Origin of the sequence: Sphaerochaeta halotolerans (assembly GCF_003429665.1) — a bacterium.
In the GTDB taxonomy this organism is placed as follows: domain Bacteria; phylum Spirochaetota; class Spirochaetia; order Sphaerochaetales; family Sphaerochaetaceae; genus Sphaerochaeta; species Sphaerochaeta halotolerans.
In genome coordinates, this window is the sequence record NZ_QUWK01000001.1 from 126,989 (window position 1) to 144,804 (window position 17,816).

General features: G+C 47.0%; 17 protein-coding genes. 15 read left to right on the plus strand and 2 right to left on the minus strand.

The window, feature by feature from the left end:
* The first annotated feature begins 261 nt into the window (after window positions 1-261).
* Window positions 262-1,311, plus strand: a complete 1,050-nt coding sequence (locus tag DYP60_RS00590; RefSeq protein ID WP_165849457.1) for a LacI family DNA-binding transcriptional regulator — start codon at window positions 262-264, stop codon at window positions 1,309-1,311.
* Window positions 1,312-1,387: 76 nt separating this feature from the next.
* Here DYP60_RS00590 and pth read toward each other — a convergent pair whose 3' ends face one another.
* Window positions 1,388-1,918, minus strand: coding sequence for an aminoacyl-tRNA hydrolase (pth, locus tag DYP60_RS00595; RefSeq protein ID WP_117328924.1), 531 nt, complete (start codon window positions 1,916-1,918; stop codon window positions 1,388-1,390).
* Between the two features lie 37 nt (window positions 1,919-1,955).
* Here pth and DYP60_RS00600 point away from each other — a divergent pair, with 37 nt between their 5' ends.
* Genes DYP60_RS00600 through DYP60_RS00625 form a run of 6 tightly spaced genes read left to right on the plus strand, consistent with a single transcriptional unit; the run spans window position 1,956 to window position 9,082 of the window.
* The gene (locus tag DYP60_RS00600) at window positions 1,956-2,285 is read left to right on the plus strand and encodes a YqfO family protein (RefSeq protein ID WP_117328925.1); all 330 of its coding nucleotides are present in this window, start codon (window positions 1,956-1,958) and stop codon (window positions 2,283-2,285) included.
* An 8-nt stretch (window positions 2,286-2,293) separates the two neighbouring features.
* Window positions 2,294-3,454, plus strand: a complete 1,161-nt coding sequence (locus DYP60_RS00605; RefSeq protein WP_117328926.1) for a homocysteine biosynthesis protein — start codon at window positions 2,294-2,296, stop codon at window positions 3,452-3,454.
* Entirely contained in the window at window positions 3,451-3,864 is a 414-nt protein-coding gene (locus DYP60_RS00610) for an NIL domain-containing protein (protein ID WP_117328927.1), read from the plus strand. Before DYP60_RS00605 ends, DYP60_RS00610 begins: the two co-directional genes overlap by 4 nt.
* Before the next feature lie 2 nt (window positions 3,865-3,866).
* Window positions 3,867-4,601, plus strand: a complete 735-nt coding sequence (locus DYP60_RS00615; RefSeq protein WP_117328928.1) for a UPF0280 family protein — start codon at window positions 3,867-3,869, stop codon at window positions 4,599-4,601.
* Window position 4,602: 1 nt separating this feature from the next.
* On the plus strand, window positions 4,603-8,124 hold the full coding sequence (gene metH / locus DYP60_RS00620; RefSeq protein WP_117328929.1) for a methionine synthase: 3,522 nt from the start codon (window positions 4,603-4,605) through the stop codon (window positions 8,122-8,124).
* A gap of 4 nt (window positions 8,125-8,128) precedes the next feature.
* Window positions 8,129-9,082: a methylenetetrahydrofolate reductase gene (locus DYP60_RS00625; RefSeq protein ID WP_117328930.1), complete on the plus strand. Its 954-nt coding sequence runs from the start codon at window positions 8,129-8,131 to the stop codon at window positions 9,080-9,082.
* Here the strand turns inward: DYP60_RS00625 and DYP60_RS00630 are convergent.
* Window positions 9,079-9,741, minus strand: a complete 663-nt coding sequence (locus DYP60_RS00630; protein ID WP_117328931.1) for an endonuclease III domain-containing protein — start codon at window positions 9,739-9,741, stop codon at window positions 9,079-9,081. The genes DYP60_RS00625 and DYP60_RS00630 overlap by 4 nt on opposite strands.
* 78 nt (window positions 9,742-9,819) lie before the next feature.
* Here DYP60_RS00630 and aroF point away from each other — a divergent pair, with 78 nt between their 5' ends.
* The 8 genes from aroF (at window position 9,820) to DYP60_RS00670 (ending at window position 17,779) form a co-directional block, all read left to right on the plus strand.
* Window positions 9,820-11,730, plus strand: a complete 1,911-nt coding sequence (aroF, locus tag DYP60_RS00635; protein WP_117328932.1) for a 3-deoxy-7-phosphoheptulonate synthase — start codon at window positions 9,820-9,822, stop codon at window positions 11,728-11,730.
* A 1-nt stretch (window position 11,731) separates the two neighbouring features.
* The gene (locus tag DYP60_RS00640; protein WP_117328933.1) at window positions 11,732-12,268 is read left to right on the plus strand and encodes a DUF4416 family protein; all 537 of its coding nucleotides are present in this window, start codon (window positions 11,732-11,734) and stop codon (window positions 12,266-12,268) included.
* Between the two features lie 99 nt (window positions 12,269-12,367).
* Window positions 12,368-13,009 (plus strand): hypothetical protein, encoded by a 642-nt coding sequence (locus DYP60_RS00645; RefSeq protein WP_133299258.1) that lies wholly within the window; start codon window positions 12,368-12,370, stop codon window positions 13,007-13,009.
* 41 nt (window positions 13,010-13,050) lie between these two features.
* The gene (locus tag DYP60_RS00650; protein WP_117328935.1) at window positions 13,051-14,259 is read left to right on the plus strand and encodes an L-serine ammonia-lyase; all 1,209 of its coding nucleotides are present in this window, start codon (window positions 13,051-13,053) and stop codon (window positions 14,257-14,259) included.
* A gap of 158 nt (window positions 14,260-14,417) precedes the next feature.
* Window positions 14,418-14,855: a hypothetical protein gene (locus tag DYP60_RS00655; protein ID WP_117328936.1), complete on the plus strand. Its 438-nt coding sequence runs from the start codon at window positions 14,418-14,420 to the stop codon at window positions 14,853-14,855.
* Window positions 14,856-15,278: 423 nt separating this feature from the next.
* On the plus strand, window positions 15,279-15,587 hold the full coding sequence (locus DYP60_RS00660) for an iron-sulfur cluster repair di-iron protein, ric (RefSeq protein WP_117328937.1): 309 nt from the start codon (window positions 15,279-15,281) through the stop codon (window positions 15,585-15,587).
* Window positions 15,588-15,607: 20 nt separating this feature from the next.
* Window positions 15,608-17,467: a heavy metal translocating P-type ATPase gene (locus DYP60_RS00665; RefSeq protein WP_117328938.1), complete on the plus strand. Its 1,860-nt coding sequence runs from the start codon at window positions 15,608-15,610 to the stop codon at window positions 17,465-17,467.
* 78 nt (window positions 17,468-17,545) lie between these two features.
* Window positions 17,546-17,779: a heavy-metal-associated domain-containing protein gene (locus tag DYP60_RS00670; RefSeq protein ID WP_117328939.1), complete on the plus strand. Its 234-nt coding sequence runs from the start codon at window positions 17,546-17,548 to the stop codon at window positions 17,777-17,779.
* The last annotated feature ends 37 nt before the right edge of the window (window positions 17,780-17,816 follow it).

The window sequence follows — 17,816 nt, forward strand, 5'->3', positions numbered from 1 at the left end:
TTACAAGTTGGCATTAAGCTAATTATTATTGGATGCAACCTTATATTTCATTCCAAATTAATAAAATATAAGTTTTTAGTATAAATTAAAGAGAAAGGTATCAACTTTTATCTATAAGAAGATAGGATAAATTTCTCTACTAATATTAAGAAAATGTACCTTAATTAAATCAAATTAAAGTAAAATTTACTAAACATTGACTTTTACTCATACTAATGTATAATTCTTATAAATATAATTTAATGGCTTGGAGTGCATGTTTTGAAAATAACCCTTAAAGAGATTGCAGAAAAAGCAGATGTGTCTATATCATTAGTTTCGAAAATACTAAATGATAAAGAAGTAAGCGTATCATCCGAAAAAAGAGAACGCATTATTCAGTTGGCAAAAGAATTAAGAGATGATAAAAGTTCTATTTCTAGCATCGTTCACTCCAAAACTAATTCTAGTTTGATAGCTCTTATACAACCTAACTTGAAATTTGATTTTCTTGCCGACTTAACTGAGCAAATAGAGTTACGTGCAAATCAACGAGGATTTAATGTTCTTATTCTAAATTCACATGAAGATATAATAAAAGAAAGAGAATTTTTAGAATTAAGTGAAAAGAGTTTCATTAAGGGTATAATAGTCAATGTATGTGATAATAATGCAAATATTGACTTCTTTAAACATTTGGATAAAAAAGGGAAGCCTTTTGTATTTGTGGATAGATATATCCCAGACCATGATTTCAACTTTGTAACTACCAACAACTTTACTGGTGCTTACAATCTCACAAAACAATTAATAGAGGAAGGAAATAAAAATATTTTATTTGTATTTCATGGAAAATCCCTCTTTACCACTGGTCAACTAGACAGATTCGCAGGATATCAAAAAGCTATGCTTGAATGTGGCCTCGTATCTCAGAAGGAATATTTGTATTCAGATAGGCCTATTTCAAAGCAACCAATAAATTCAGACTTCTCATGTCTTAAAAAAATAGATGCTGTTTTTTTAGCAACAAGTTGGGATCTATTATTTTTCCTCAAAATATTGGATCAGCATGGTAATCATATTGAAAAAAAAATAGATATTGCAACATTTGATAAATTTTCCTTTAACTACCCTGCAGCATTAGAAACAGACCTTATTAATAAACATATAAATTCTATACTTATTATGGAACAAAACCCCGCAGAAATTGCAATTAAAGCAGTAGATCACCTTATTAACCAGATAGTTAATAGAAATAATCATACTATAAAAAGCTTTCTTGAAACATCTAAGGTTGTACTAAAATCACCATTCATAGAAGTTAATAGTTGAAGAAATCCACAGGCTCGGCCTGTGGTGAAACGGTTGGTTATACCCGGTTATATTTGGTAATAGAAAACCCCTGCTGTTAGACTAATGTATTTGTGACAGGAAGTGTGTAAATATCGTCACTAAGCATATATCTTGCTTTGTCCAGAATCAATGGCAGGGAAATCTCTTCCTCAGGGGAAAAGCGTTGCAATACAAAAGAGGAAACCGATCCATGTTTTGGTCTCCCGATTCCTATGCGGAGTCGGATGAACCCGTCGTCTTGTATATGGCTCTTGATTGACTTCAATCCATTGTGTCCCTGCAGCCCTCCTCCACATTGCATTCTGATGGTTCCAAATGGAAGCTCCAGATCATCATGGACAACCAGGACTTCCTGTACTGCATAATCGAAATAATCCATGCAAGAGCGAACTGACTTGCCACTTTCGTTCATATAGGTATGAGGTTTGAGGAGCCTCTTGTTCTCAACCTGAGCAATCTTCCCATTGAATTTCTGTGACCAAGATGCTGACGGGTATGCATAATCACAAACCATCCAGCCAACATTGTGCCGGGTTTTCTCATACGCTTTGCCAGGGTTGCCGAGAAATACCAGAAGTTTTACCATACTTCATATCATACGGACAAACAGAAGGAGAGAAAAGGTGTACATACTGGTAACCTATGTTCCTGATTCCCATCTTGAGGTGGTGAAAGAGGCAATCTTCAAAGCAGGGGCTGGAACGATGGGATCCTATGATTCCTGTTGCTACCAAAGCCAAGGAACGGGCCAATTTCGTCCCTTGCAAGGATCTTCTCCTTTCATTGGGGATGTAGGAGAGCTTGCACAAGAAAGGGAGTGGCGACTAGAATTGGTGGTTAATGATGAATGTGCTGCCCAAGTGGTAGATGCGCTCTTGGAGAGTCATCCCTATGAGGTCCCTGCTTATCATCTGATCCCAGTCTTGACCTTGGAAGGGTTGAGTGACGAATAGGAGCTCCTATGGCAAAGACAGTTGCCCAGATCAATGAGAAAATTAACAAAGGTACGGTTGTCGTGGTAAGTGCGGAAGACTTTTCCGCGATGGCGAAAGAGAAGGACCTGAAAGAGCTCAGTGAAGAGGTGGATATTGTCACTACTGCCACCTTTGGCCCGATGTGCTCCAGTGGGGCAATCATCAACTTTGGGCACTGGTCGCCAGGAATCCGTATGGAGGAAATTACCCTCAATGGGGTGAATGCCTACGAAGGACTTGCTGCAGTGGATACCTACATAGGTGCTACCAGCGAATCAAAGTTTGATGCTCGCTATGGTGGTGCGAATGTCATTGAGGAGCTGATCGATGGCAAGGATGTCCGCCTGCATGCCAGGGGAAAAGGAACCGACTGTTATCCTACCAAGGAGATTGATACCTATATCAACAAGGATACAATCAACGAGTTCTATCTCTTCAATCCCAGAAACGCCTACCAGAACTATGCGGCGGCGACCAACAGTACAAACCGGATCAAGTACACCTACATGGGGAGCCTTCTTCCCAGGTTCTCAAACATAACCTACTCTACCAGTGGGGAACTGAGCCCCTTGCTTAATGATCCCTACCTGAGAACCATCGGCTTGGGAACCCGGATCTTCCTTGGTGGGACGGAAGGGTATGTGGTGTGGAACGGAACCCAGTTCAATACTAGAAGGGAGCGGACTGCAGAAGGTATTCCTACCCTTCCTGGTGCAACCCTTGCTGTCATTGGGGATGCAAAACAGATGTCGAGGGAGTACATCCGCTCAGCATACTATGAGAAGTATGGTGTCTCGATGTTCGTCGGTATAGGAATCCCTATTCCTGTCCTCGATGAGAAAATGGCAGCACATCTAGCCATATCGAATGAGAAGATCATAACCAATATCCTGGACTATGGGCAGGATGGGCACCCATCGGTTGCCACATGTTCATATTCCCAACTTGCCAGTGGATCGGTCACCTTGAGTGATGGAAAGAAAGTCAAGACAGCTCCGCTCTCATCCCTTGCAAAGGCACGGGAAATTGCCGAAGTTCTGGCTTCTTGGATCAGAGAGAAACGATTTTTCCTCTCTGAACCAGTGCATATGTTCCCTACTGACAGTTTTGTAAAACCGTTGGTTCCTCGAGAAGGGGGTGAGAAATGAAAAAACGATACGCATTATTATTCTCCCCCACCTTGGTGGAGCAACCCATTGTAAGTAAGCTTGCCCGCTCCTACGATGTGGACATCAATATACTCAATGCTGATGTTGCCAGTGGTCGTGGAGGGAAGCTCATTGTAGAACTGAGTGGAACCGAACAGGACTTGGATGCAAGTGTCATATATCTCAGTGAGATCGGAGTCATCGTCTCAGAAATGGTCAAGGAGTTGCTCTTCAACCAAGATGAGTGCATTGATTGCGGTGCCTGTACGGCTGTCTGTTCCTCTGGTGCTTTATGGATGGACGCAGAGGCAAGGTTGCAATTTGATGTATCACACTGTGTTGTCTGTGGTCTCTGTGTCCACGCCTGCCCGATGTGCCTGTTTGAGGTATCGCACGAACGGGAGGCTTAGCGGTGTATCAGAGAAGGGCCTATCGTCAAGGCATGGGAGATACCCGTTTCTCTTCGATTTCCCTCTCTGTGGGGGAGAGTGATGTCTGGATTGGGTATCAAGGTAATGCTGATAGGAGTGCATTGCAACAGGCATCGGCCACCCTTTTGAGACGACTGAGAAGGGAGCTTCTCGACTATGGGGATCCACGGCTGTTTACCAGCTTTGTTCCCTTACATTCAAAGGGAGAATTATCAGAGCTGTTAACGAGCATGTTCAGCGCAGGAGAGCGTTCAGGGACCGGTCCAATGGCCAGTGTAGCAGGGGCAATTGCAGAGCGCCTTGGAAAGCATCTCAAAGAGCAGTTCGGTCTCTCAGAAATTGTAGTTGAGAATGGAGGCGATTTGTATATTGATGTCTTGAAACCTCTCTCTGTACAGCTTTTTGCACCCACAAGCGCTTTTGCAGGGAAGCTTTCTGTCATTGTTGATCCCTCTTATGGCCCGATGGGAGTCTGTACCAGTTCAGGAAAGATTGGTCACTCCGTCAGTTTCGGTAAGGCTGATGCCGTTATGGTTGCCTGTAATGATGCTGCTCTTGCCGATGCCTATGCTACTGCCTACTGCAACCGTGTTACCAGAAAAGAGGATGTCAGAAAGGTGTGTGAAGCGCTCACACAAGAGGAAGAGGTTCTCTCTTCTGTAGTGGTATTTGAAGATATGTTGGCCGTTGGAGGCTGTTTGAAGGTAGGTACCTGACATGAATAGAAGTGAATACTTGCAAGCGTTGCTCGAAAAGAGAATAGTGCTCCTCGATGGAGCTATGGGTACCATGATTCAGAAGCAGGGGCTGGATGTTGAGGACTATACCTTGGAAGATCTTTCCGCTCCTGGCTGTAATGAACTGCTCAACCTTAGCAGAGGGGATGTCATTTACCAGATTCACCAGGAGTATTTATCCACTGGTGCAGACATTATTGAAACCAATACCTTCTGTGCGAACGCATTCAATCTTGCAGAGTATGGTCTTTCAAGGGAGGTGGAAGCTCTCAACCAGGCGGCCTGTGAGATAGCACGTGAAGCTGCTGCAGACTTTGAAGCGACCCACGACGGGTATGCCTTCGTTGCCGGAGTCCTTGGCCCTACCAACCGTTCTCTCTCCCTCTCAGAGAAGGTAGAGGACCCAGCATACCGACAAAAAGACTTTTCCTCCTTCCTGGCGATGTACCGAGAGCAGGCACGTGCATTGTTGCAAGGAGGGGTTGACCTTCTCCTTATTGAGACGGTCTTTGATACCTTGGTAGCCAAGAGTGCCATCATTGCCTGCCTCCAAGAAATGGAAGCGCAACAGCGGAAGCTCCCCCTGATGGTAAGCGTAACCTTCAGCGATCAGAGTGGAAGAACCCTCAGCGGCCAGACCTTGGAAGCCTTCGTGGCAAGCCTTGCTCCTTTCCCGCTTTTCAGTCTTGGACTCAACTGCTCCACAGGACCGACTGAGATGCTTCCCCTTATCGAAAAACTCTCTGCAATCTGTCCCTTCTATGTCAGTGCGCATCCCAATGCCGGCTTCCCGGACAAGGAAGGGAATTATCAGCTGCAGGCACAGCAGATGGCCGATGAACTTGCTCCCACCCTGCAAAAGGGGTATCTGAACATTCTCGGGGGATGTTGTGGTACCACCCCTTTTCACATCAAGGCATTGAAGGAAGTATCGAAAAAGGCTGTCGTAAGGAAACCTCCTACAATTGCCTCTTCGCTTTCCTTGAGTGGGATGGACATTGTCAAAGAGGAAGCGGGGAAACTCCTCTTGATTGGAGAGCGAACCAATGTGGCAGGGTCGAGAAAATTTGCCCGCCTGATCAAGGAAGAAAAATGGGAGGAAGCACTCCAGATTGCTCGTGAACAAGTAGCCCTTGGCGCTTCTGTTCTAGATATCTGCATGGATGCGTCCATGCTTGATGCAAAACAGAGTATGATACACTTCCTACGCCACATCGCAAGTGATCCCTCAGTAGCAAAAGCTGCCATCATGATCGACTCTTCGGATTGGGATGTTATCTCCGCTGCGATGGGAGAGGTCCAGGGACGAGGAATCGTCAACTCGATCAGTCTAAAAGAGGGGGAGGAACGCTTCATCTCCCATGCAAAGCAAATTGCCAGCTATGGCCATGCCATGGTAGTCATGCTGTTTGATGAAGCGGGACAAGCCGCTACCTATGAGCGAAAGATTGCTATAGCAAACAGGAGCTATGCTCTGCTTGGGCAGGCAGGAATCAGGGATGAAGATATCATTTTCGATGCCAATGTCCTTTCTATTGCCACCGGTATTGAAGAGCATGATACGTATGCACGGGATTTCATTCTCGCCACTCGTGAACTCAAGCGTCTCTATCCTCGCTGCCACACCAGTGGAGGGGTGAGCAATCTCTCATTCTCGTTCCGTGGAAATGATGCCCTTCGCTCTGCAATGCATGCGCTTCTGCTGGAGTTGGCTGACCTTGATATGGCAATCATAAATCCTGCAGGGCTGATTGATGTTCAGACATTGAACAAGGATGTTCGTACCACCATTGAGCATGCCCTGATGGCAGAGGGCGGCGATTTGGCAGATATCAGGGCTGAGCTCATCAATCTTGCTCTGACGATGCAAAGCGAGGATTCCCCAAAGAAGAAAGCTGTTGCACGTGCTGAAAGAAGCGCATATGAGCGCCTCTATGATGCTGTGGTGTCAGGGGATCATACCTATCTCTCCCAGGATCTGGAAGAGGTGGATGAAGAAAATCCTCTTTCATTGGTGGAAGGCCCCTTGATGGATGGTATGAAGGAAGTTGGTCGTCTGTTTGGGAAAGGAAAGCTGTTTCTTCCCCAGGTGGTTCGAAGTGCAAGAACGATGAAAATCGCTGTTGATATCCTCCAGCCACGCATTACTGAATATTTAGAGAAGAACTTGCACGAAACAAGGAACCAAAAGAAGCTTGCTGTGCTCGCCACCGTCAAGGGTGATGTACACGATATTGGTAAAAATATCGTTGCACTCATCCTCAAATGCAATGGATTTACTGTCATCGACCTGGGGGTGATGGTCCAAGCCCAGGCCATCTATGATGCAGCCGTCGAGCACCGGGCAGATATCGTCGGGCTCAGTGGGCTGATCACCCCTTCCCTGAAGGAGATGGAGGGAGTCATCTCCCTCTTCGAGGAGAGAGGCTCCACCATTCCAATCTTTGTAGGAGGGGCAACTACCAGTGAACTGCACACCGCAGTAAAGCTTTCGGTACGCTACTCGAATCCGGTCATACAGACAAAAGATGCCTCAGCCATGGCCTTGGCTGCCAATGAGGTAGTGGGCCCCAATCGTCTTACGTTCTTCCATGAGGTGGGAGAGCGCTATCGTCAACTCAGGGAAAATCATCAGGAATCAAGAGAGGAGAGGAAAGCACCTTCCTCTGGCCGCTATGCATCTTCGTTGGAACAGAGTGAACAGAAGAGACTGGGAACCAAGGCTAAAACCTATGGGGTGAATACCCTCACCCATATTCCCCTTTCTGATTTAATCGGCCTTATCAACTGGAACATGTACTGTGCTGCATGGAAGGTTCCTTCTTCCAGTGAAGAGGGAGAGAAGCTCATCAACCATGCAAAAGAGCTTCTTGCAGAGGAGCAAGTCCGTCTTTTGTTCGAACGTGGATGCCGGATTGTCTATGGTTTATTCCCAGCCAAGAGTGACCGGTTGTCAGTGCAGGTTGGTAAAGAGACATTCTACTTCCTGCGTGATGAGAAGAGCAACCTCTGTATTGCGGATATGATTGCAGAGGAGGATACTGTGGGGCTGTTTGTTACTACCAGTTCGCTCTTTTTGGCTCCCTATCTCAGGGATTTGGAGGAGAGAGGGGAGACCATGCGTCATCTTTCTCTGAAGCTCCTTGCCGACCGCCTTGCCGAAGCTCTTGCAGAGAAAGCACAGCAGTTGATTGTTTCTATGTGGGGAGAACAGTGTTCCTCCTATCTTCGGCCCGCCCCAGGGTATCCTTCCTGGAATGACCATAGTGAAAAGAGCACCCTGTTCAGGTTGCTTGATGCAACCAATAAGATCGGAGTACAGCTTACCGAAAGTTTTGCCATGGATCCTCCCTCCTCAGTGTGCGGAATGCTGATCGGAGGAGAGAACCTTCGCTATTTTGCCCTCAAGCATGTCAGTGAAGAACAGCTTTCTCTCTATGCGAAGCGGAAAAGTATGGACAGGCAGATGCTTGTCAGACTCCTCAGTGGTATGGAATACTGAAGCCATGCAAGTAATCGACATCCTAAACGAGGCAAAGAAACCCCTGTTTACATTTGAACTGGTCCCCCCATTGAAGGGAGGGGATGTCCAGACACTTCTGGAATCAGTACGCACACTCAGTGAATTTGACCCAGCGTACATCAATGTGACCAATCACCAGCAGGAGGTGGTCTACGTGGAACGGGAAGATGGGCTCTTGGAGCGGCGAACCGTACACAAGCGTCCTGGGACGGTTGCACTTTCAGCATTGATACAATACACCTTCCAGATTCCCGTAGTTGCACATCTGATTTGTGGGGGTATGGATGCTGACCAGCTTGAAAATGCATTGGTGGAACTCAATTTTCTGGGAATTGAAAATATTTTGGCCCTGAGAGGAGATCCTCCCAGTGGGGTGAAGCGTTTCGTACCGGTAAAAGGCGGGTATGACCACTCAAGTGATCTGGTTACCCAGATTGCCCGTCTTAATGAGGGGATTTATCTGGATGACCAACTTCAGAATGCGCAAAAAACCCATTTCTGCATCGGTGTTGCCGGCTATCCAGAGAAGCATGGAGAGGCTCCAAACCTAACGCATGACATCCAAATGTTGAAAAAAAAGGTAGATAGTGGAGCCCAGTATATTGTCACCCAGATGTTCTTCGACAATAGTGTGTATTACCGCTTTGTTGAAGCCTGCAGGAATGAAGGCATTACCGTGCCCATCATTCCTGGTATCAAGCCAATTGGGAGCAAGCGGGATCTTGCCACCATTCCCCAGACATTCCATGTGGATTTTCCCGATGAGCTTGTTTCTCTGTTGAATGGTGCGACTAAGCTCTCAGAAATCAGGGAGATTGGGGAGTACTGGTGTATCAAGCAGGCGAAGGATTTGATTGCCCATGACGTTCCCGGGGTACACTTCTACACCCTTGGAAAGGCAGACAGGGTAGCCAGGATTGTCCGAGAAGTTTTCTAGCGGCTACGTTGTACCCCAATCTTTGGGCAGTGCCCCGCCTGTGGGCATTTGCTGCAGAATGGGCTGACTGGAGTACAGATAAGCTGTCCGTATCGCACCAATAGTTCATTGAGCGGGATCCAGAACCTTCTTGGCATGATTTCTTGAAGGGCTTTCTCGCTCTGCTCTGGGGTCTTTGTCTCCACCCATCCCATGCGGTTAGCGATTTGGTGGACATGACAATCCACACAGATGGCATCAACCTGGAAGCCTAGGTTGAGGGTGAGGTTTGCAGTTTTGATCCCTACCCCTGGCAGGGAGAGTAACGTTGCTTGGTCATTTGGGACGACTCCACCATGGTGCTCAAGGAGTATCGTACAGATGGCTCTGATATTTCTTGCTTTGGTTTTATAGAATCCTGCAGGATAGATTGCCTTCTGAATCTCCTCTTCACTGAGGTTCAGCATATGCTCTGGGTCTTTCGCAAGCGTAAAGAGTCTTGTGCTTGCATCGAGAGTCACCTCATCCTTGGTTCTCAAGGAAATAATGGTAGCTATAAGCACACGAAACGGATCATTCTCCCTCTCTGCAATCACTGAGACTGAAGGAAAGATGCCACCCTCTTTCTCTATTGCTTGCTTGAACAGGGCAAAAACAGAATCCCAATATGCATCATTCATGGTCCGTCTCCTACCATGGGAAGGCAAAAAAGGCAATGATTACTTGACCTTTTTAGTATTACACTCTAGCGTATTTTCATGATAATCGTACTGCAAAAGAACATTGGTGACACACAAAGGGAAGCGATTAGATCCTTCCTTGTTAAAAAAGGCTACACTGTCAAAGAAATCATTGGACAGGAAGAGACTGTCTTTGGTGCAGTGGGCCAGAGTACCGTTGATATCAGGGAAGTGGAGATGCTTGAAGGTGTGGCCAGTGTGGTCCCCATCAGCAAGCCATATAAACTTGCTTCGCGAGAGCTGAAGAAAGAGGACACCATTGTGTCCGTGGGCAAGGTGAAAATCGGTGGCAACCGTATCGCCATTTTTGCTGGTCCCTGTGCAGTAGAGTCACGTGAACAGATCATGAGTATTGCTGAGTCAGTACGAGAAGCAGGTGCAGTCATTCTCAGGGGAGGTGCATTCAAGCCCAGAACCAGCCCCTATGCATTCCAGGGTTTGGGAGAGGAAGGCCTGCAGTATCTGAAGGAAGCCGGTGAAAAGTTCGGCATGCCGATTATCAGTGAGGTCGTAAACCCCTCAGATGTACCGATGATGGCAAAGTACCTTGACATGTTCCAGATTGGTGCGAGGAACATGCAGAACTTTGAACTGCTCAAGGTGGTAGGCAAGACCGGTATGCCGGTTCTCCTCAAGCGAGGGCTCTGTGCCACTATTGAGGAATGGCTGATGGCTGCCGAATACCTGATGAGCAGCGGCACCGACCAGGTAGTACTGTGCGAGCGAGGTATTCGTACCTATGAGCGGGCTACAAGGAATACCCTCGACATTTCAGCAATCCCCATGGTGCAGAAGATGACTCATTTACCGGTCATCGGCGACCCAAGCCATGCAACAGGGGTGAGGGATATGGTTTCTCCGATGAGTCTTGCCTTGGTTGCCAGTGGTGCCTCCGGTCTGATCGTTGAAGTACACAACCATCCAGAGAAAGCGTTTAGTGATGGTCCCCAATCTCTCTATCCCTCCCAGTTTGAGAAGTTGATGCGTGATATCCAGGCATTGAGCTCGGTGGTGGGAAAGTCTTTGGAACGAATTCCCCGTCTTTCTGCCATAACGATTCCCAATGCAAAGGAACAGTTGCTGGAGAAGGATCAGTTGGTGGTTGCCTTCCAAGGAGAGCGTGGGGCCTACAGCGAACTTGCAATCCAACGGGCGTTTGATGAGAGTACCAAGGTGCTTCCTTGCAATGACTTTGCAGATGTCTTTGAGGCGGTCATGGAAGGTAAAGCTTCCTATGGCATGATTCCCATGGAGAATACCTTGGGTGGTACGTTGTATGAGAATCTTGACCTCCTGGATAGACATCCAAGTATCGAGGTTGTGGGAGAGCAACAGATCAGGATCATCCATAATCTCATTGCACTGCACGGTGCAAAAAAGGAAACTATCAAGGAAATCTACTCCCACCCACAAGGGTTGGCACAGTGTGCCGACTATCTTGCAAAGGAGATGGCTCATGCCAAGGCAATTCCTTTCTTCGATACCGCTGGTGCAGTCGCCTATGTAAAAGAGTGTGGAGATATTCACAAGGCAGCTATTGCAGGGCTCCCCGCAGCAAAAGTACATGGCCTTGAGGTCCTTGATGAGGCCATTGAAAGCAACTCCAGCAACTACACACGGTTCTACATCATTTGCAGGGAAGAGCGAAGCAGTGTGTTCCGTTCGGCAAGCCAGGTCAATCGTGCTTCTTTGCGGTTCACTGTTCCCGACCGTCCAGGCTCTCTCTTCCAGGCCTTGTTGGTTCTTACCAAGCATGGCTTGAATATGAAGAAGCTGGAAAGCCGCCCTATTCCTGGAAAGCCATGGGAGTACTCCTTTTTCGTGGAGACGGAACTTGGAGAGGCAGGTGCATTCAACGTTGCACTTGAAGAGCTTGGTGGTATCTGTCACTCGATTCGGGTCCTAGGGACCTACTCCAGTACACTTTGATATGGGTAAGGAGCAGGGATTCCTGCCCCATCGGTTGGTGATGGGGGTGCTGGTTTCACAGCAAGAGATGATTTCTCTTGTGACCGAACAGCTTGTTGCGCACTACGGTCTTCTCTTGGACTGTACTGAGCCCAAAGTATTCACATATACCGACTACTATGACGATGAGATGGGAGGAAAACCCTTGCGGTTGTATCTGAGCTTTGCCCATCTCATCGATCCTTCACGGCTGTCCACGATAAAACGGGAGACCAATGCATTGGAGTTGGAGTTCTCACAGCAGGGAGGCAGGAGGGTAAACCTGGACCCTGGTTTGCTGAGCTTGGCCAACCTCATTCTCGCTACTACCAAGAATCGTGCCCACCGCATTCCATTGGCGGATGGTATCTATGCTGAACTCACGCTGTTGTATACAAACAAACAGTTCCAAAGCTTTCCCTGGACCTATGCCGACTATAAAAGTGAAGAAGTAAAGCTTCTCTTTGCCTCTTGGAGAGAGCAATATCGAAAGCAGCTGAAGCAAGAAGCCCTCTTATAGCTCTTACAAGGTGTGAGAGCATTAGTTTGTTGCCTCCTGCTCTTTCTTTGTATTGGGTGTGAGGCAAATTTTTTACACGAACAACGCATTACGGTTTCTTTGCAGGAAACCCATCCTTGGGGGGAGGTGTCTCATCGTCCTCTCTGGCATACATTGGTGTACACCAATGGGGAAGGGACACGGAATACCATCCACCTCAAGGAGGGACAGAAAACGGTCACGCTCGTAGTCCCAAGGGATTCCCTGACCGTTTTCTGTGCGTATCCTCTCTCATTTCTGCATCCTTATGGGGGGTTCTACCATCCAGGGGAAACCACGTCGGTAACACTTACCCAGGAACAAGGAGAACTTGCCAAGTTGCTTCTCGATTCCTATCAATTCAATCCTGAAGCGGTAGAGCATATCAACGCAACCTACCTAGCCGAGGAGGTAGGGGATGCTTCCTTGCTCGATGGGAATGCCTTGGTGGTTTCCCTGCTCAACGGGGAGGGAATCCCTCCGGATTTACAGTACTATGAAAAACTTGAGGTAATCGTACGGGATATTCCCTCTGGATACTGGGTTCCTGAGCGGATAAGCCAACAACCCTTTTGGAATAGATGGGGAGAAGAACTAACCCTTGAACTGGAAGGGGGACTGCAACGGTTTCTCAACAGGGAAGATTCTCTTTGTCTTTCGCTGTATACGGACCTCAAGGATGGTTCGTATATGAGTAGTCTCTCAAAAGCTCCCCTGTGGTAAAAGAGCTTCCCATTTTTGGTATAAACAGATAGAGTTTGGACATGGAATCCTTGCGTGAACTCTATAGAATCGGGTATGGCCCCTCAAGCAGCCACACCATGGGCCCTCGTTCTGCAGCACAACACTTCCTCTCCCTTCATTCCGATTGTCAGCGGTTTGAAGCCGATCTGTACGGAAGTTTGGCTGCTACAGGGAAGGGACACTTGACTGACAAAGCCTTGCGAGAGGTGTTTTCCTCCGAGGGGAAGGATGTCGAAATTATCTGGTATCCAGAAATTGAGAAACCCTTCCATCCGAATGCACTTACCCTTCGCTCCCTTTCTGATGCAGGAGAAGTAATTTTTGAGAACACCTACTACAGTGTGGGAGGGGGAAAGATTGTTCTGGAAGGTGAGCAGGCCGACCAGGCGGCGGAAGTATATCCCAGGGCTTATTCCAAAATGCGCCAGATCCTGGATTATTGCGGGGAAGAAGGGATGCAGATTTGGGAGTTTGCACTCCAGTTTGAGGATTCAAAAATTCTGGACTATATGGATGAGATATGGGGTGTGATGATTGATGCAATCGAGCGAGGGGTGAATGCCGAGGGTGTGCTTCCAGGCGGCTTGAAGCTTGCTCGCAAGGCAAACCAGTTCAACTCCAAGGCTGGTGAGTTCACTGCTGCAATGGGGAATCCTGCCTTCGCCATCAGCTATGCCCTTGCAGTCAGTGAGGAGAATGCAGGTGGTGGAAAGATTGTCACTGCTCCAACGTGCGGAAGCTGTGGTGTGCTCCCCGGTGTCCTGTATTACTTGGCTAAGCAGTATAAGTTTCCCAAGGTCCGCCTCCTGCGTGCGTTGCTGACGGCCGGAGTTATAGGCAACGTGGTAAAGACCAATGGATCAATAAGCGGGGCAGAGGTTGGTTGCCAAGGAGAGATTGGGGTGGCTTGCGCTATGGCGGGAGCTGCAGCTACGCAGCTGCTAGGGGGTTCTATTTTCCAGATAGAGTACGCTGCTGAGATGGGACTGGAACACCATCTGGGATTGACCTGTGATCCAATGCGGGGCCTTGTCCAGATTCCCTGCATTGAACGAAATGCTCTTGCTACCATGCGCTCCATCGACCACTGCACGTACGCCCTTCTTGGTGATGGTCGTCACAAAGTTTCTTTTGACAGTGTCATTGAAGTGATGATGGAGACCGGGCAAGCGCTTCCTTCCCTCTACAGAGAAACCAGCAAAGGTGGTCTTGCCAAGGTGCTCGGATAGCACTAATATGTCATAAGATAAAATACGCTAACCTATTCTGGAGGAGTGATATAGATAGATTGTGTATTCTATATTGCAGAAGATGGTATGTATTCTCTATACTGCTGACACAAGTTTCTGGATAGGTATGCTATATGAGGCAGAGGATTAGAAGCTCCATGCAATTCCAAGCAATTCTCTTTGGCGTGTTCTTTCTCGCTTGCATGGTTTCATTGCATCCGCTCGTTGCAGCTATTACATTGCAAGACCCTTCCCCCACAGGTGCCAAATTTGTCCTTGTGCAGGACAATGATCGCAGTATTCCAAAGGAAGTGACGGTCGCCGAATTGTACATTCAGGTAAAGCATCGTGGAAGGGGAAGTGTCTATATCTCCTACTCCCCACTTACCAATGGTAATACGTTCGTGTTGTATCAAATGGTGAATGATGATGGTAGGCAGTTACATGACGGTTTTTGTGCTGAATATGTGGCAACCGGTCAACAAAGAAAAACCATTCGGCTCTGTTCCCTGCATGCCTTACTCTCCCGACCCCTAAGGGCGGGGGAATCTGATCTGAAAAGTACCATTATTCTCGAACTCTCGGTTGAGCTGTAACGAGTAGGACTTTTGCTAAATTCAAGGGAATGAAGCAATAGCCCTGTCTCTTTACGTTCCTGAAAGTAGATGAAAAAGAGGGTACAGGGCATCCTCCGGTTTAATGCAATTTTCATGAATACAAACACTTGAAACGCATACATATGTGAATATAGCCAACTATTTCGCAATCTTCCCTTTTCCCTTGAATCCGATTTCCAGAATTCGGGAGAGACACTGATGATTCCCAATACCAACTTATTGGCCGATCTGGCAATACCTGCTCTGGCCCTTGTACGGTGTTGGGCAAGCTCAGCTGACGGTAATCCGATTCCCGATTCTTCATGTCCAAGAAATCGTCCAAAGTTGATTCTAATCAATTATTATTCTTTCAGGCTTTGCTATGGTACTCATGTAAACAGAAGTAATGAAGGAGAAGCCACTATGAAAAATACCGCATCATTCGCCCAACTGAAGAAAGAATACCTCAATGTCTTGAAACAATATATTCCTATTGTAGACAGGGTTCACGGCTCTAATCATCCTGAATTCCATGAAGTTCGCAGGATATTTGAGAACATGAACAAACAGATGGAGCAGGCAGATGTAAAGAGTACTGAATTGCAGGAATTTTTTTCTCAACTGAGAAGAAGCACTCAGGATTATCGAATTCCTGAAGATGTTTGTGAAAGCTATGAGGCAGTGTATCGGATGTTGTCAGAACTCGATGAAACCTATCACCGGAGTGAGTGATCAGCATGAAGGAGCAACAAATGCAGAAATTCATCCTCGAAAAAAAGAACAATATTGCAGGGGTTAGTGCCCTACTGATCATCCTTGGTTTTACCAGTGAATTTGGTTTTCACAATGAGAGCCTGGCAATGTGGTCGCTGGCCTTAGCTTCAGTGCTGGGTGTAGCTCCGATAGCCATCCAGGCGTATCAGGCACTCCGGGTGAAAGTCGTCAGCATCGACTTGCTAGTAACGATTGCTGTAGCAGGAGCTTTCGTTATCAGGAACTTTGAAGAGTCGGCTATTGTTACTTTTCTTTTCCTATTTGGCGCTTTTCTTGAGCAACGAACCTTGCAGAAAACCCGTTCGGCAATCAAGGAATTGACTGAATTGGCTCCAGAGAGTGCCTGGAAACAGCGGGAAGATGGTACTTTTGGTGAGGTGGCAATTGATGAGGTGACAGTAGGGGATATCCTGCTGGTAAAAACCGGAGCGAAAGTACCAGTGGATGGCATGGTACAGTCAGGTGAAGGTTATATCAATGAAGCGAGCATCACTGGTGAGGCTGTGCCTGTCGGCAAGCATAAGGACTCTCGCGTGTTTGCTGGTACCATCTTGGAAAATGGAACCATCCAGATCATCGCTGAACGCGTTGGTGAAGATACCACCTTTGGAAGAATCATTGAATTGGTAGAGGAGGCGCAGGACTCAAAATCTGAGACCCAGCGGTTCATCGACAAATTTTCCCTTTACTATACACCTTTCGTCCTCATTCTTTCCGTGGTTGTGTGGTTGATATTCCGTGATATGGAACTTGCCATCACTATTCTGGTCCTTGGTTGTCCTGGCGCCTTGGTGATTGGGGTTCCTGTCTCGAATGTCGCAGGCATCGGCAACGGTGCACGCCATGGGGTCCTTTTAAAGGGCAGTGAGGTTATCCATGATTTCAGCAAGGTGGACACCATTGTCTTTGACAAGACTGGAACGTTGACCATTGGCAACCCGAGTGTTGCAGATACCATATACTATACAGCTGAGGAAGAGAAAACTGCAGCGTATCTCGTCAGCGTGGAACAAGAGTCTGACCATCCCTTGGCAAAGGCAATAGTTGAAAAACTCGGAGAGATCGGCACCTACAAGATTGAAAAAACTGATGTTGCTCGAGGTGGTGGTATTGTTGCACTGGTGGACGGACACAGGATAGTGGTCGGAAATCTTGCACTGATGGAAGAGGAACAGATAGAGATATCTGATCAAGCTCACCAAGATATTGCACGACTCGAACAACAGGGAAACTCACTTGTTCTGATCTCTGTTGATGGGGAAATGCAAGCCTTGTTTGGTATTCGCGACCAAGTACGTCCAAACGTGAAGAGCCATTTACAAAGACTGAAGGAACTGGGAGTAAAGCATCTTGTGGTTCTCTCAGGGGATAATCAAGGGACAGTGGATGTGGTCGCTCGACAGCTTGGATTGACTGAAGCCTATGGGCATATGCTGCCTGAAGACAAAGCTGCCTATATCAAAAGACTGCAAAAGGAAGGCCGTATTATTGCCTTTGTCGGAGACGGGGTGAACGATAGTCCCTCTCTTGCCTTGGCGCAGATTGGGATTGCCATGGGCAGTGGTACGGATGTTGCCATTGAAACTTCTGATGTAGTTCTGATGAACTCCGATTTCAGCCGACTGCCTCATGCCTTTGGATTGACTAAGGCTATCCTTGCGAATATGCGACAGAATATTGCTATCGCTGTAGGCGTGGTAGTGGTCCTGTTGGCAAGTGTGTTCCTCAGTGAGTGGATGAACATGTCGATCGGCATGCTGGTTCACGAAGCGAGCATCTTGGTTGTAATTCTCAATGGTATGAGACTACTTCGATACCGATTGCCAAAAGAACGTTGAAAATTGATTTGAATCAATTACAAAGCATTCATGTAGAAATATACTGCATGTACAAGAACAAAAAAAGGAGTTAACACTATGCAAAAAGCTACTATCCAGTTGGAAACATTAACCTGTCCTTCCTGTCTGTTGAAAATTGAAAACGCAACTAAAAACTTGCAAGGGGTACAGAAAGAGAGTGTCCAGGTACTGTTCAACTCGAGCAAGGTTACATTGAATTTTGATGAAGAAATCATCAACCTGGAAAAGATAGAGCAAGCGATTGCTACTTTGGGCTACGTAGTGAAAAAATCACAGGTCAAGGCATTGTAGCTTATTTCACAACGAAGAATTTCCAGACATACAAACA

Excerpts from the sequence above, each read along its gene's own strand:
- pth (WP_117328924.1), bottom strand. The coding sequence starts at position 1,918 with ATGGTAAAACTTCTGGTATTTCTCGGCAACCCTGGCAAAGCGTATGAG.
- DYP60_RS00605 (WP_117328926.1), top strand. The coding sequence starts at position 2,294 with ATGGCAAAGACAGTTGCCCAGATCAATGAGAAAATTAACAAAGGTACG.
- DYP60_RS00610 (WP_117328927.1), top strand. The coding sequence starts at position 3,451 with ATGAAAAAACGATACGCATTATTATTCTCCCCCACCTTGGTGGAGCAA.
- metH (WP_117328929.1), top strand. The coding sequence starts at position 4,603 with ATGAATAGAAGTGAATACTTGCAAGCGTTGCTCGAAAAGAGAATAGTG.
- DYP60_RS00625 (WP_117328930.1), top strand. The coding sequence starts at position 8,129 with ATGCAAGTAATCGACATCCTAAACGAGGCAAAGAAACCCCTGTTTACA.
- DYP60_RS00630 (WP_117328931.1), bottom strand. The coding sequence starts at position 9,741 with ATGAATGATGCATATTGGGATTCTGTTTTTGCCCTGTTCAAGCAAGCA.
- aroF (WP_117328932.1), top strand. The coding sequence starts at position 9,820 with ATGATAATCGTACTGCAAAAGAACATTGGTGACACACAAAGGGAAGCG.
- DYP60_RS00640 (WP_117328933.1), top strand. The coding sequence starts at position 11,732 with ATGGGTAAGGAGCAGGGATTCCTGCCCCATCGGTTGGTGATGGGGGTG.
- DYP60_RS00650 (WP_117328935.1), top strand. The coding sequence starts at position 13,051 with ATGGAATCCTTGCGTGAACTCTATAGAATCGGGTATGGCCCCTCAAGC.
- DYP60_RS00655 (WP_117328936.1), top strand. The coding sequence starts at position 14,418 with ATGCAATTCCAAGCAATTCTCTTTGGCGTGTTCTTTCTCGCTTGCATG.
- DYP60_RS00660 (WP_117328937.1), top strand. The coding sequence starts at position 15,279 with ATGAAAAATACCGCATCATTCGCCCAACTGAAGAAAGAATACCTCAAT.
- DYP60_RS00665 (WP_117328938.1), top strand. The coding sequence starts at position 15,608 with ATGCAGAAATTCATCCTCGAAAAAAAGAACAATATTGCAGGGGTTAGT.
- DYP60_RS00670 (WP_117328939.1), top strand. The coding sequence starts at position 17,546 with ATGCAAAAAGCTACTATCCAGTTGGAAACATTAACCTGTCCTTCCTGT.